This is a genomic window from Mycobacterium sp. Marseille-P9652 (assembly GCF_902652685.1).
Taxonomy (GTDB): domain Bacteria; phylum Actinomycetota; class Actinomycetes; order Mycobacteriales; family Mycobacteriaceae; genus Mycobacterium.
Map to the genome: position 1 here is coordinate 24,353 of NZ_CACRUY010000049.1, position 15,062 is coordinate 39,414.

Genomic DNA, 15,062 nt, shown 5'->3' on the forward strand with positions numbered 1-15,062 from the left:
TACACACACATCGGACGCGGAGTTACGCTGATCCTCGGCCGCTCTTCATGCCTTCCATAGGAGGGTCCGATATGTCTCTTGTGAGCGTGGTTCCGGAAGCGGTGGCGTCGGCCGCCGGACAGCTGGAGACAATCGGGTCAGCACTCACCGCCGCCCAAGGCCGCGCGGCGATTCCCACCACGGGGATTGCGGCGATGGCGGCCGATGACGTCTCGGCGGCTATCCAGTCGCTGTTCGCCGAGTACGCGCAGGGGTATCAGGCCGTCGGCGCCCAGGCGGCGGCGTTCCACTCGACGTTCGTGAGCTTGTTGAGCGGCGGTGCGAGCCAGTATGTGAGCACGGAGCTGGCCAACGTCCAGCAAGCTCTGGCGAGCGCAGTGAATCCGCCGGCGGCGGCCCTTACCGCGGCCGCTACGCAAGCCAACGGCGGGGGCGGCGGCGCCGGGAAGATTCCCATTCTCGATATCCCCACTCCGTTAGGCCCGATCACGGCGACTGTGACGGCTACGGTAGACGGGTCGGTCATGCCCGTGGGTACCTTAACGGTTCCACCGGCTATCGCATACGGCTTGGACGCGTTAGGGGCGCCCCTCAGTGCGGCGACAGCGTTCGGGAACAGTGTCACGGCGATCGGGAATGCCGTACAGACCGGGAACCCCATAGGGGCCCTGATCGGGCTCCTCAACACGCCGGGAAACGTGGTCAGGGGTTTCTTCTATGGCGGAGGAACGTTCACGCAGTCGCTCACCCTGCCTTCGGGGCTGCTGTATTCCTCGGCAGCAATCAGCATCCCGTACGGCGGTCTCCTCGCGCCTCTTCAGCCGGCCACGGCCACGTTCACCTCACCCACCGGCTCGTCTACCGTCGTCACCTTCGACGGCACGCAGTTCGGCGGCTTGGTTCCTGCCGTCCAGGACGGCTTACTGCTGCCCGCCGTGCGGGGCCTGCTGCTGCCCGCGGTGTAGCGCGCAACGGCCGGGCGCGCGCTGCCTGCGCCCGTCCACACCGCTTACCCTGGCGACGTGGACGTTGGACATCGCGATTCGGGCGCTGGTGAATCCGACGAGACCGGCACCGCGCTCGCCGCACCCGCCGAGCAGCGCTTGTCGCCGGGCCGGTGGCTGCGCTCCACGAACCACAGCCCGGGGGCGGTGGCGTTCATCCGTCGCGCGCGCCGCCTGCTGCCCGGCGACCCCGAGTTCGGTGACCCGCTGTCAACGGCGGGCGACGGTGGCCCCCGCGCGGCGGCACGGGCGGCCGACCGGCTGCTCGGCGACCGCGACGCGGTCTCGCGCGAGGTCAGCCTCGGTGTGTTGCAACTGTGGCAGGCGTTGACGGAGTCGGTTGCACGACGGCCGGTCAATCCGGAGGTGACGCTGGTCTTCACCGACCTGGTGGGCTTCTCCACCTGGTCGTTGCAGGCGGGCGACGATGCGGCGCTCAGCCTGCTGCGTCAGGTGGCGCGGGCGGTGGAGCCACCGCTGCTCGACGCGGGCGGGCACATCGTCAAACGCATGGGCGACGGCCTCATGGCGGTGTTTCGCGACCCCGTCGTCGCGGTCGGGGCGGTGCTGGCCGCCAAGGAGGCGCTCAAATCGGTCGAGGTGGACGGGTACACCCCCCGCATGCGGGTGGGAATCCACACGGGCCGCCCGCAACGGCTGGCCGCCGATTGGCTCGGCGTCGACGTCAACATCGCCGCGCGCGTCATGGAGCGGGCCACCAAAGGCGGAATCATGGTGTCGAGTTCGACGTTGGATCTCATACCGCAAAGCGAACTGGACCGGTTGGGCGTATCCGCCAAACGCGCACGTAGACCGCTGTTCGCCCATAAGCCCGCCGGCATCCCGGCGGACCTGGCGATCTATCGCCTCAAGACTCTTAAGGAGTTGACAGCCTCCGATGACACTGGCGAAACAAATCCCCAGCCATAATGGATGGCAATGATTGGGGGCATCCTGTCCCGGCTTGCCCGGGTCCAGTTCACCTTGGGGTACGCGGCTGTTCTGCTAGCGATCAGCTGCGCCATTCTCGTGCTCGGACCGCACGCGCATGACGTCATCGTCGAGCGCGCCAGCACCAACCTGCACAACCTGGCCCACGGGCATCTCGGCACGCTGCTGGGCAGCGCGCTGGTGGTCGACGCCGGCCCGCTCTACTTCTGGCTGCCCTTCCTGACGTGCCTGTTGGCCCTCGCCGAACTGCATCTGAGCACGATTCGCTTGATGGTCGCGTTCGTCGTCGGCCACATCGGCGCGACGCTGCTGGTGGCGGCGGCCCTGGCCGCGGCCGTCGAGTTCGGCTGGATGCCGGTGTCCATCACGCGGGCCAGCGACGTCGGCATGAGCTATGGGGCCCTCGCGGTGCTAGGGGCGATGACCGCAGTCATTCCCCGGCGCTGGCGGGCGGCCTGGGTCGGCTGGTGGGTCGCGGCGGGAATCGCCGCGGCGGTCATCGGCAGCGATTTCACCGACGCGGGCCACACGGTCGCCGTCGTGCTGGGCGTGCTGGTGTCTTCCCGGTTCCGTCAACCGATTCACTGGACGCCGGTCCGTTGCCTCATGCTGGCGGCGTCTTCCGGCTTCGGGTTCCTGATGCTGGCCCACCACTGGGGCACGATGGCCGCCGCACCGGCCTTCGGGCTGCTGGGCGCGTTCGTGGCCCACAGGATCGCGCGGTTCGTCGCCGCGCGGCGGTTGCCCGTCGTGGCGCCGTCGTCGGAGGTTGACGCGCTGACCAGCCCGCAGGCGGCCGTCGCTAGCTGACGGCCCCGCGAAGCGCGCGATTCGCGACACGCGCGGGTCACTATGATCGGCACGTCAGCCAGTCCGAACAGCCCGTCCTCAAGGAGAGTGCCCCCGCGTGGGTGATCAACCCGTCGATCTGACGCCGGACGCCCTGGACCGCGCGGTCAAGGAGGCCCAGGAGGCCATCGCCCTCGCCGACGACCTCGACGCGCTGGCGCGCGTCAAGACCGAGCACCTGGGCGACCGCTCGCCGCTCGCCCTGGCACGCCAGGCGCTGGGCGCCCTGCCCAAGGACCAACGGGCCGACGCCGGCAAGCGCGTCAACGTCGCGCGGTCCGAGGCGCAACGCAGCTACGACGAACGGCTGGCCACCCTGCGCGCCGAGCGCGACGCGGCGGTACTGATCGCCGAGGGGATCGACGTCACGCTGCCGTCGACCCGGCAGCCGACCGGGGCGCGGCACCCGATCACGATCCTGGCCGAGCACATCGCCGACACATTCATCGCGATGGGCTGGGAGCTGGCCGAGGGACCGGAGGTCGAAACCGAGCAGTTCAACTTCGACGCGCTCAACTTCCCCGCCGACCACCCCGCGCGCAGCGAACAGGACACCTTCTACGTCGCGCCGGAGGACTCGCGTCAGCTGCTGCGCACCCACACGTCGCCGGTTCAGGTGCGGACCCTGCTGGCGCACGAGCTGCCCGTGTACATCATCTCGATCGGCCGGACCTTCCGCACCGACGAGCTCGACGCCACACACACCCCGGTCTTCCACCAGGTCGAGGGCCTGGCGGTGGACCGCGGCCTGTCGATGGCGCACCTGCGCGGAACGCTCGACGCGTTCGCGCGCGCCGAGTTCGGTCCCTCGGCGCGCACGCGGATCCGGCCGCACTTCTTCCCGTTCACCGAACCCTCCGCCGAGGTCGACGTCTGGTTCGCCAACAAGAAGGGCGGTGCCGACTGGGTCGAGTGGGGCGGCTGCGGGATGGTGCACCCAAACGTGTTGCGCGCGGCCGGGATTGACCCCGAGGTGTATTCCGGCTTCGCCTTCGGGATGGGTCTGGAGCGCACCCTGCAGTTCCGCAACGGCATCCCGGACATGCGCGACATGGTCGAGGGCGACGTTCGCTTCTCTCTGCCGTTCGGGGTGGGCGCCTGATGCGCGTCCCCTACAGCTGGCTGCGTGACGTGGTTTCGGCCGGTGCTCCGGGATGGGACGTCTCGCCCGGGGAACTCGAGCAGACGCTCGTCCGGATCGGGCACGAGGTCGAGGAGGTCTGTACCCTCGGCCCGGTGGACGGCCCGCTGACGGTCGGGCGCGTGACCGACATCGAGGAGCTCAGCGGGTTCAAGAAGCCTATCCGCGCCTGCCTGGTGGACGTCGGCGCCGATCGGCAACGCGAGATTGTCTGCGGAGCAACCAATTTCGTTGTCGGCGACCTGGTTGTGGTGGCGCTGCCGGGGACCACGCTGCCCGGCGGCTTCGCGATCACCGCACGCAAGACCTACGGACGTGACTCCGAGGGAATGATCTGCTCGGCCGCCGAACTCGGGCTGGGCGCCGACCATTCCGGGATCCTGGTGCTGCCGCCCGGAACCGCCGAACCCGGCGCCGACGCCGCCGCCGTGCTCGGCCTCGATGACGTCGTCTTCCACCTCGCCATCACCCCCGACCGCGGCTATTGCATGTCGGTCCGCGGGCTGGCCCGCGAGATCGCCTGCGCCTACGACCTGAACTTCGTCGACCCCGCCGACGTCAAGCCGCTGCCCGCAACGGGCGAGGCATGGCCGCTGACCGTCCGGCCCGACACGGGCGTGCGCCGGTTCGCGTTGCGCCCGGTCACCGGGATCGATCCCGACGCCGTGTCGCCGTGGTGGCTGCAACGTCGTTTGCTGCTGTGCGGCATCCGCGCGACATCGCCGGCTGTGGACGTCACCAACTACGTGATGCTCGAACTGGGGCACCCGATGCACGCCCACGACTGCGACCGGATCACTGGAGGCTTCGAGGTGCGCCGCGCGCGGCCGGGGGAGACGGTCGTCACCCTCGATGGCGTCGAGCGCCGGCTCGATCCGGCAGACATCCTCATCGTCGACGACGCGGCGACCGCGGCGATCGGCGGCGTGATGGGCGCGGCGAGCACGGAGGTGCGCCCGGACTCGACGGACGTGTTGCTCGAGGCGGCGGTCTGGGATCCGGCGGCGGTGTCGCGCACCCAGCGCAGGCTGCACCTGCCGAGCGAGGCCGCGCGCCGGTACGAGCGGGGGGTGGACCCCGCCGTGTCCGTGGCCGCCCTGGACAGGTGTGCCGGGCTGCTCGTCGACATCGCCGGGGGAGCGGTGTCGGAAAAGCTGACCGACTGGCGTGGTGACCCCCCGGTCGCGGACTGGTCCGGGCCACCGATCCGGATCGCCGTCGACCTGCCGGACCGCGTCGCCGGCGTGACCTACCCCGCGGGCACGACGGCCCGGCGGCTGACCCAGATCGGTGCCCGGGTCACCGACGAGGGGGACGGCACGCTCACGGTGACGCCCCCCAGCTGGCGCCCGGATCTCCAGCAGGCCGCCGACCTCGTCGAGGAGGTGCTGCGGCTCGAAGGTCTGGAGACGATCCCGTCGGTGCTTCCGGCGGCCCCTGCGGGCCGGGGGCTCACCGCGGTGCAGAAGCGCCGCCGCGCCATCGGAAAGTCGCTGGCGCAGTCGGGATTCGTCGAGATCCTGCCGACGCCGTTCCTGCCGGCCGGCGTGTTCGACCTGTGGGGCTTGCCGGCCGACGCCCCCCGCCGCTTCACGACGCGTGTGCTCAACCCGCTGGAAGCCGACCGGCCGCACCTGGCCACGACGCTGCTGCCGGCCTTGCTGGAAGCGTTGAGCCGCAACGTGTCTCGTGGACTCGTGGACGTCGCGCTGTACGCGCTCGCACAGGTGGTCCAGCCGACGGAGGAGACCCGCGGCGTCGAGCTCATCCCCGTGCACCGCCGCCCGACCGATGGCGAGATCGCCCTGCTCGACGCGTCCTTGCCGCGGCAGCCGCAGCACGTCGCGGCGGTGATGGCGGGGCTGCGCGAGCGGCGCGGCCCGTGGGGGCCCGGCCGTCGATTCGACGCAACCGACGCGTTCGAGGCGGTGCGCATCGTCGCCCGGGCCAGCGGAGTCGCCGTTCGCCTGCGAGCGTCGCAGCGTCTGCCCTGGCATCCCGGCCGATGCGCCGAGGTGCTCGTCGGCGACACCACCGTCGGCTACGCCGGGCAGCTGCATCCGGCGGTCATCGAACGCGCGGGCCTGCCGGCGGGCGCCTGCGCGATGGAGCTCAACCTCGACGCGATCCCCCTCACCGAGACGCTGCCCGCGCCCAGCGTGTCGCCGTTTCCCGCCGTCTTCCAGGACGTCAGCCTCGTCGTGCCCGCGCACGTGCCCGCCCAGGCGGTCGCCGACGCCGTGCGCGAAGGGGCCGGCGAGCTGCTGGAGGACATCCAATTGTTCGACGTCTTCACCGGTCCGCAGGTTGGCGAGGACCGCAAGTCGTTGACGTTCGCGCTGCGGTTCCGAGCGCCGGATCGCACGCTCACCGAAGACGACGCGAGCGCGGCCCGCGACGCCGCGGTGCGACGCGCCGCCGAGGTGGTCGGCGCCCAGTTGCGGGCTTAGCCCACCGCAAGACTCGATCTACGACCCCCCGGCGGGGGTTTCTACGCGCTTCGACCGATGGTCTTCGCCGGCCGCGGCCCCAGGATCTTACTTGCAAGTAAGAAGTGGTCACCGGGGGCAAAGTCGAGGAGTCGCAGATGTCGTTCGTGAACGTGACGCCGGAGCTGATCGAGGAAGCTTCCCAGAATCTGGCGGGCATCCGGTCGTCGCTGGCCGAGGCCGCCGATGCGGCGATGGGTCCCACCACTGGGGTAGCGGCCGCGGCAGGGGACGAGGTGTCGGCGGCGATCGCCGCCCTCTTCGGCAACGTCGGACAGCAGTTTCAGGCCCTGAGCGCGCAAGCGCAGGCCTTCCACGGCACATTCGTCGCCATGCTGAACGCGGGAGCCGGCGCCTACCTCAGCACCGAGGCTGCGAACGCCGCACAAACCACGCCCGCGGCCGTACTCGATGGCGTCAGCGGGTTCGGGGCGACCGTTGCCGCGCCGTATCAAGCGCTGGTCTCGAACACCGTCAACAACCTGCAGTCACTCGGCAACGCGATCGCGGCCAATCCTGCGCCAGTGCTGCGCCAGTTCGCCCTCAACCAGCAGGGGTATGGGCAGGCCATCGTGACGGGCGTGCAGAGCGTCATCCAGAACCCCGCCCAGCTGGCCGGTCTCCCGGCGGCGCTGCAAACCGGAGCTCACGGCGCCCTACCCGCCGTCCAGAACTTCCTCAACACCGAACTGGCGTACGGCCCACTGATCACGACCTCGTTACAGAACGCCCAGATCGACTTCATGGCCGGAGTGAATGCCTTCCCGGCGAACCTGCAAGCCGGCTTGCAGACCATCATGTCCGGCGATGTCACCGGCGGGTTGAGCCAGGTCGGCGGTGCGTTCCTGGGCCCGTTCATCACCAGCCTCAATGCCGTTTTCGACCCGACCACAGGACTGATCGACATCGTGCCGAGCGGTGCGCTGGGCGATGTGTTGCCGCTCGCCGCGCTTCCCGCCCAGACGGCGCAGAACATCACCAATCTGATCCCCGCCGGGACCGTGCCCGGAATGGTCGCGCAGAACGCGACTAACGTCTTTGCGACTTTGACGGACACGTCTCAGACGCTCGACCTGAACACCGGCAACCTGCACATCGGGCTGCCGTTGGTGCTCGCGCTCGACGCGCTGGGGCCGCCGGTCACCACGGTGCAGGCGATCGGCTCGAGCGCGAACGCGCTCGTCGGCGCGGTCCAAACCGGCGACGGACTGGGCGCGCTTGCCGCGGTCCTCGACGCTCCCGCCGTCGCCGCGAACGGCTTCCTCAATGGCCAGGCGACGCTGCAACTGCCGGCAATGCTTGGCGGCCCCGACGGCATCTTGACGCTGACCGACATCCCGCTCGGCGGCCTCCTCACGCCACTCAACCCCGCGGCGCTCGAAATTCCCATCTTCGGCCCGGGTTCGATAACGCTGCACGAGACCACCTTTGGTGGCATCGTGCCCGGCCTGCTCGTCTACCTGCCCGAACAGCTCGCGCGTGCAATAGGCGCGCCGCCCCTGATGTAGTTCATCGCCCAAAGGGCCGGAGCCTCCCACGTATTCGCGGGAAGCCCCGGCCCTTCGCGCGTCCAGGCCTGCCTGCCTCCCGCTCTTTCACGACAGTTCCTGTGAAAACGCTTGTTGTCTTTCCGTTCTGAGCAAGCCGCTTATTAGGCTCGTGTCAGTCATGGTTACCGCGAAGTAAGTTTCTGGCCGGTAACCGGCAGCAGAGAGCTCATGGGCCCACGCACGCTTGTGCCCGGCCTTATTGCGCTCACGCCCAAAAAAGGGTGACCACCGGTCACCGCACGAATTGCTCGAGGAGAGGGTGGACATGTCGTATGTGATCGCGACGCCGGATCTGGTCGAGAGCGCGGCCAACAATCTTGCGGGTATCCGTTCGTCGCTGGCCGAGGCCGCGGCGACCGCGGCGGGTCCCACGACCGGGATCGCGACCGCGGCTCAGGACGAGATATCGATCGCGATCGCGTCGCTGTTCGGCAACGTCGGACAGGAGTTCCAGGCGCTGAGCGCCCAAGCGCAGGGTTTTCACCAGCAGTTCGTGGAGTTGATGAACGCCGGCGCGGGTGCCTACGCGAGCGCTGAGGCCGCCAACGCCGGGCAGGCCTTGCTGGGTGGTGCCGTTGGCGGCGAGATTCAGGTTGGCGCGCAAGCGATTTCGAACGCCATTGCCGACGCCCCGATTACGCTCGGGACGCTGTCAACCGGCGGGGTGTCCGCGTTGGCCGGCGGTGTCAGCTCCTTCGGCAGCGCGGTTGCCGCGCCGTATCAAGCGCTCGTGGTCAATACGGCCACCAACCTGCAGGCCATCAATGCGACGTTCTCGGCCAACCCGTTCCCGTTCCTGCACCAGCTCGCCGCAAACCAGGCGGTCTACGCGCACACGATCGCCTCGTCGATCGCCACCGGGATTCAGAACCTCCCCGTCGAGTTGGCGAACCTGCCGGCCACAGTCCAGACCGGCGTTCAGGCTCTGTCGACCCTCGACCCGGGCGCTCTGTTGCAGCAGTTCGTCAGCACTCAGACCGGCTACGCCCAGACCGTCGTCACCTCGCTGCAAGCGGCGGGCCAGGACTTGATCACGGGAGTTCAGACGCTGCCGACGGGCTTCCAGACCGCCTTCGGCGACCTCCTCGTGGGCGACAACGGCGGCGCCTACGCCGCCGTGAACACCGCGCTCGTCAACGCGTTCCTGCCCGGCTTCCAGCCGGTCACGGTGGAGCTTGGTGGGACGACGCCGGTTCCGGTGGTCCCGCTCGGCCCGCTCGGAGACCTCGCGCCGGTTCTCACCATCCCAGGGCAGATGGCGCAGAACTTCACCAATCTGCTGCCCGCCGGCTCGATCCCCGCCCAGATCGCACAGAACTTCACCAACGTCGTCAACACGCTCACGAATTTCGGGACGACGGTGACCGGCTCTTTGGTGCTTTCCTTCGGGCTGCCTCTGCAGCTGGTCTTCGATTCGGTGGGAATGCCGATCAACACGCTGGCCGCGCTGAATTCGAGTTCGGTGGCGTTCGTGAGTGCCGTGCAAGCGGGAAACGCATCGGCGGCAGCCGCCGCGCTCTTGGACGCCCCGGCCTACGCCGCCAACGCCTTCCTGAACGGCCAGACGTATATCGCGCTGCCCGAGCTCACCTCCAACATCACCATTGGAGGCTTCCCGCTGGGCCAGCTCGTCGCGTCGGCCGAATTGCCCGTCGGCGGGCTGCTCACGCCGCTGAACCCCGTCGTCCTCAACCCAGGTGGCCCGATATTCGGGACGCCGATCGGCGGCTTCATTCCCGGATTGCTGAGCTTCGGCTCGCAACTCGCGGCGGCAATCACACCGGTGACTTAGGAGCTGACGGCGGAAGCTCGGATTGCTTCGATTTCCCCGCCACGCCGAGACGGCACAAACCGCGAAATTACTGCGCAAAGAACGCGGTGTTATTAGGCTGCAGAATGCCTCGATGACCATCGGGCAACCGTCGTAATGGAGCGATGGGGCTGAGATGTCGTTTCTCTTCGCTGTGCCCGAAGAAGTGCAGGCGGCTGCGCAGAATTTGGCGGGGATTCGCGACTCCATGGCCGAGGCCTCTGCGGCGGCCGCCACGCCGACGGCCAGTGTGGCCGCGGCGGCCGAAGACCAGGTGTCGACGGGAGTTGCGGCCTTTTTTGGCGCCTTCGGTCAGGAATATCAGGTCATCAGCGCCCAGGTGCAATCTTTCCACGAGCAGTTCGTGAATATGTTGAGTGCGGGGGGCGCGGCATATCTCAGCACCGAGGTGGCCAACGCCGAGCAGAATTTGTTGAATGGGGCACCAGCCCAGGGTTTGCTCAATTCGGTCGGCGGAGCTGTTTCGGAAATGGGCGAGGGCGTCAGCGGACTTGCCTCCGGCACGACCGCGGCCGCCGGCATCCCGCTGCTCGGCGGTGGGGGACTGCTGAGCCCGATCCTCAGCGGCGGCAGCGGCACGGTTCTCGGCGGCGGGGCGACATTCGGGTCGCTACTCGGGGGACTGAGCAGCGGCTCCGTCACGCAGGGCGTCACCGGCATCGTTGCCGCCCTGCAGAACGGCACGGCGGCATCGCTCTTCTCCGGCCAGCTCGGGCCGAGCCTGCAGGGCCTGTCGGCGCAGATCGCCGCTCTGCCAACGATGTTGCAGTCGTATGCGGGCGGCCTTGGCCCCAGCCTGCTTCACGCCGGCGCCAGCACCGGCAACGCCGCGGGACCGTATCAGACGCTGTTAGACCACACGCTCGCCAATCTGCAGCTACTGCGCGGTTCGCTCGCCGCCAATCCGGCGCCGTTCCTGCACCAGTTCATTGCGAACGCGACGGGATACGCGAACACCATCGCCGCGGATCTTCAATACGTCATCCAGAACTTCCCCGCTCTATTGGCCGGGTTGCCGGCGAACATCCAAGCCGCGATCCAGGCCTTACTCGCGTTCAACCCGGGGCCGTACGTCCAGCAGTTCATCCAGAACCAGATGATGTACGCCCACATCATCGCGACGTCGCTGCAGAGCGCGGGTAGTGACTTCCTCAGCGGTCTGCAAGGACTGCCGGCGGCCTTCCAGGCGGCCTACCAAGCGCTGCTGACGGGAGACATCGGCGGCGCGTTCTCCGACATCAGCCAAGGCTTGCTCAATCTCTTCATAACCGGCGTCGATGTGACCAGTACGGGCAGCATCAGTCCTATCTTCGGTGGCACGATCCTCGCCTCGGTGACGCCGACCGGCACCATCGGCGACCTGCTGCCGATCCTCACCATTCCGGGCATGCGGGCGCAGAATTTCACCAACCTGCTGCCCACGGGTTCCATCCCCGCGCATATCTCCCAGAACTTCACCAACGTGATCAACACGCTCACGGACACGTCCCTGACCGCAACCATCAAAGCCGGGTCATTCCTCAGCAACCTTTCCCTCACTGCCACCGCCGGGTTGCCGGTGGCTCTGACGATTGAAGCGCTGGGGGCACCGTTCAACGCGGTGAACGCTTTTGCCGGCAGTGCCTCGCAATTCGTGGGCCAGCTGCAGACCGGAGATTTCGGCGGCGCGATCACCACGCTGGTCGACGCTCCGGCTTTGGTCACCGACGCTTTCCTGAACGGGCAATCGACGCTGCCGATCACGTTCGACGTTGGCGGATTGCCCGCCACGTTGAACCTTCCGATGAATGGCCTGCTGGCGCCGGTGACCCCCTACACCGCGGCTGTGAATATCGGTGGTGGCGCGATCACGCTTCCCGTCGGGGGAACGCCCATCAGTGGACTGGCGACCGGGCTATCGGTTTACGCGCCCGCGCAGTTGGCGTCCGCAATTGCGCCGTAACAGTCGCGCACCGTCATCGCGTCGAAAGCACGGGTTTGGGCCAGTCAATTGTTGCGTTGCATTAATGAATCAATTGCATGCGACGCGAAACAACGATGAGACGGATTTCCCACACCCTTTGCGAGGTATCGCTTACCCTCGGCTGACCTCGATGCCTTATCGGGTGCCATAAATGAGCCGATGGGAGACGAAGAATGGATTTCGTCGTCGCAGTACCGGAGTTGGTCACGTCGGCCGCACAGGATTTGGCCGGACTACATTCGACGCTGATCGAGTCGACCGCAGCCGCTGCCGGACCGACCACCGCTGTGGTGGCAGCGGCCCAGGACGAGGTGTCAGCGGGAATAGCGGCCCTTTTCGGCGCCCTTGGTCAGGAATACCAAGCGATCAGCGCGCAAGCGGCGACCTTCCATCAACAATTCGTCAACTTGTTGAACGCCGGCGCCGCCGCCTATGTGGGCACCGAGGCCGCCAACGCGGAGCAGGCCCTCCTCGGCGCGCTGACCGCGCCCGCGGCGACGGCCCCCGCCGGGGCGGCTGCTGTCACCGACCCGATCGGCGGGGCTTTCGGCGCGTACTCAAGTCTCTTTTCCAACACCTCCACGAACATGCAAATCCTCGGAAGAAGTTGGGCGACAGGCACATTGCCAGCGATGTTCCAAGCGTTCGGCAGCCAGTTCAATATGCCGCTGGCATTCTTCACGGCGCTGCAGACGGGGAACGTGCTGCCCGTCGTGTCCCAGACGCAAAGTCTGGCGCTGGGCTCCGCGAACCTCCTGCAGGAACTGACCGTTCCGGCCTGGGGGTCGCTCCCGTCCGTGACACCTACGGGAACCACTGTCGCGTTCGGTGTCGGTGTGCCGGAACTGTTGGCGTTCGAGGTGTTGGGTGCTCAAATCAACGCGACGACGGCGGCGGCGGGAAGCGCCGGAGCCTTCTTCGACGCGATCGCAAGCGGAAATCCGGTTGGAGCGGCGGTGGCCCTCTTCGCCGCGCCCGCCAATATCGCCAACGGGTTCCTCAACGGCGAACAAACCGTGGCGTTCAACCTGCCGCTGCCGGGACTGTCAGTGACCGCCCAGGTTCCCTTCTCGGGTCTGCTCGTACCTCTGCAGCCGTTCACCGCCACGGCGACGGTGCCGGGATCACCTCTGATGCAAACCGTCACTGTGACGGGACCGCCGGTTGGTGGCCTGATCCCAACCCTGGTCAACTATGTGCCGGAGTTGTTCGCGTCCGCGTTCACGACCTGACCCCATGCACCGCGTGCTGACCGGCGAGCCTCGGCGACGAATCGCCCCGTAGCGGCCGACGGCCGCAGACGAAGTTTCGCGGCTCATCGGGCGCCGAAGGCGGGTCTGCGGCCGGTTTTGACCCGATGCGGATGACGCGGCCCGGCGTGGCTACCGCACTTTCAGACGCCCGTCCTAAAATATTCCGCGAATTGCTTCCCAAAGGGGCAGCGGACCGCTATTTTCACTGTGAAGGATTTACGCGCTCCGTCCCCGCGAGGGCGCAAAGGCTCACCCACCACGAGCCAAAACCCTTCGCCCCCATAGCGACATAGCGACACCCCCTGCCGAAAACAATTGTTCTCGGTTAAATTCCCCACCCCGCCAATACGCTGAATTTGCGCCTGGACTCGGTGGGGGCTCAGTCGTTCATTTGTCGCGGGGAGATGAACATGTCTTTCGTTTTTGCTGTGCCCGACGCAATCGGGGGGGCAGCGCAGAATCTTGCGGGCATCCAGTCGTCGCTCGAGGACGTCACTCGAGCGATAGTGGCGCCGACCACCGGGTTGGTGCCGGCGGCCCAGGACGAGGTGTCTACCGCGATCGCCGAACTGTTCGGCACCTTCGGCAAGGAATACCAGGCTCTCAGTGCCCAGGCGGCCGCGTTCCACAACGCGTTCGTTGACACATTGACCGCTGGGGTCGGCGCGTACACAGCCGCCGAGGCCACCAGCGCTGCGGTGCTCGGTGGCGGTGGTTCTCTGACGGCGGACATCGGTGCTGCCCTGGCCGGATTCGGTGCTTCGCTCAATGCATCGCTGTCGGCTGGGATCAACTCCAGCTTGGGGGCCGCGTTGGGCGGCACGCTTGAGACGCTGTTCGGCGCGGGCCTCGAGGGGGCAGCTCTGCAGACTGGCGGTCTCGTGCTGTCCGGCCTCGGTAATGGGTTGGTTCAGACGGGCAATGCGATTGTCCAAGCGGGCCTTGCCCTCGAAAACGCCGGCGCGACCATGTCGGTGCTTGGCGCCCAGCTGAGCGTCCAGGCGAACGCTGCGCTCAACGCGCTCTTGAACGCCACGTTCGGCGTCGACATCAGCGCCTTGGTGAATGGCAATCTGGCCTTGCCGCCGTTGCCCGCGTTGCCGCCGTTCCCGGCGTTGCCGCCGTTCACCCCGCCGGGGTTGCCGACGTTCACGCTGCCGCCGTTCCCGGCGTTGCCGCCGTTCCCGGCGTTGCCGCCGTTCACTTTGCCGCCGTTGCCGGCGTTGCCGAACTTGGGTGCGGATATCACCGCGGCGATCAACGCGGTGGTTAATGCGGGGCTGCCGCCGTTTGCGTTGCCGCCGTTCACGTTGCCGGGGTTGCCGACGTTCACGCTGCCACCGTTCCCGGCGTTGCCGCCGTTCACCCTGCCGCCGTTGCCGGCGCTGCCCAACTTGGGTGCGGATATCACCGCGGCGATCAACGCGGTGGTTAATGCCGGCCTGCCGCCGTTCACGCTGCCGCCGTTCACGTTGCCGGGGTTGCCGACGTTCACGCTGCCGCCGTTCCCCGCGTTGCCGCCGTTCCCGGCGTTGCCGCCGTTCACCTTGCCGGCGTTGCCCAATTTGGGTGCGGATATCACCGCGGCGATTAACGCGGTGGTGAATGCGGGGCTGCCGCCGTTCCCGGCGTTGCCGCCGTTCACCTTGCCGGGGTTGCCGACGTTCACGCTGCCGCCGTTCCCGGCCCTGCCTCCGTTCCCGGCGTTGCCGCCGTTCACTTTGCCGCCGTTGCCGGCACTGCCCAACCTGGGTGCGGATATCACCGCGGCGATCAATGCGATGGTTAACGCGGGCCTGCCGCCGTTCCCGGCGTTGCCGCCATTTGCGTTGCCGCCGTTTGCATTGCCGCCGTTCACCCCGCCGGGGTTGCCGACGTTCACGCTGCCGCCGTTCCCGGCATTGCCGCCGTTCACCTTGCCGGCGCTGCCCAACTTGGGTGCGGACATTGTGGCCAACATCAACCTGGCGCTGACCGCGGCGTTGCCGGGGTTGCCCACGATCAACTTCACGCTGCCCGGGCTGCCGCCGT

At 67.8% G+C, this 15,062-nt stretch carries 10 protein-coding genes; all 10 read left to right on the forward strand.

Translation table 11 applies throughout. The annotated features are described in order from the left end of the window. Positions 1-71 precede the first annotated feature (71 nt). Positions 72-965 carry a PE family protein gene (locus GPY60_RS21070; RefSeq protein WP_156689639.1) on the forward strand — a complete coding sequence of 298 codons (894 nt, stop codon included), beginning with the start codon at positions 72-74 and terminating at the stop codon, positions 963-965. Between the two features lie 57 nt (positions 966-1,022). Beyond that, complete coding sequence (locus GPY60_RS21075) at positions 1,023-1,934, forward strand: adenylate/guanylate cyclase domain-containing protein (protein ID WP_156689640.1); 912 nt, start codon at positions 1,023-1,025, stop codon at positions 1,932-1,934. Positions 1,935-1,943: 9 nt separating this feature from the next. Continuing rightward, entirely contained in the window at positions 1,944-2,765 is an 822-nt protein-coding gene (locus tag GPY60_RS21080) for a rhomboid-like protein (RefSeq protein WP_156689641.1), read from the forward strand. 97 nt (positions 2,766-2,862) lie between these two features. Next, positions 2,863-3,906 (forward strand): phenylalanine--tRNA ligase subunit alpha, encoded by a 1,044-nt coding sequence (gene pheS / locus GPY60_RS21085; protein ID WP_156689642.1) that lies wholly within the window; start codon positions 2,863-2,865, stop codon positions 3,904-3,906. Further along, positions 3,906-6,395, forward strand: a complete 2,490-nt coding sequence (gene pheT, locus GPY60_RS21090) for a phenylalanine--tRNA ligase subunit beta (protein WP_156689643.1) — start codon at positions 3,906-3,908, stop codon at positions 6,393-6,395. The genes pheS and pheT overlap by 1 nt, the downstream gene beginning before the upstream one ends. Before the next feature lie 137 nt (positions 6,396-6,532). After that, positions 6,533-7,942 carry a PE family protein gene (locus GPY60_RS27575; RefSeq protein WP_156689644.1) on the forward strand — a complete coding sequence of 470 codons (1,410 nt, stop codon included), beginning with the start codon at positions 6,533-6,535 and terminating at the stop codon, positions 7,940-7,942. A gap of 307 nt (positions 7,943-8,249) precedes the next feature. Continuing rightward, positions 8,250-9,776: a PE family protein gene (locus tag GPY60_RS21100; RefSeq protein ID WP_156689645.1), complete on the forward strand. Its 1,527-nt coding sequence runs from the start codon at positions 8,250-8,252 to the stop codon at positions 9,774-9,776. Between the two features lie 154 nt (positions 9,777-9,930). Continuing rightward, positions 9,931-11,757 carry a PE family protein gene (locus GPY60_RS21105; RefSeq protein ID WP_156689646.1) on the forward strand — a complete coding sequence of 609 codons (1,827 nt, stop codon included), beginning with the start codon at positions 9,931-9,933 and terminating at the stop codon, positions 11,755-11,757. A gap of 194 nt (positions 11,758-11,951) precedes the next feature. Then, on the forward strand, positions 11,952-13,010 hold the full coding sequence (locus GPY60_RS27580; RefSeq protein ID WP_156689647.1) for a PE family protein: 1,059 nt from the start codon (positions 11,952-11,954) through the stop codon (positions 13,008-13,010). Positions 13,011-13,441: 431 nt separating this feature from the next. Next, positions 13,442-15,062, forward strand: a 1,621-nt coding sequence (locus GPY60_RS27585) for a PE family protein (RefSeq protein WP_304610734.1), incomplete at its 3' end; no start/stop codon positions are given.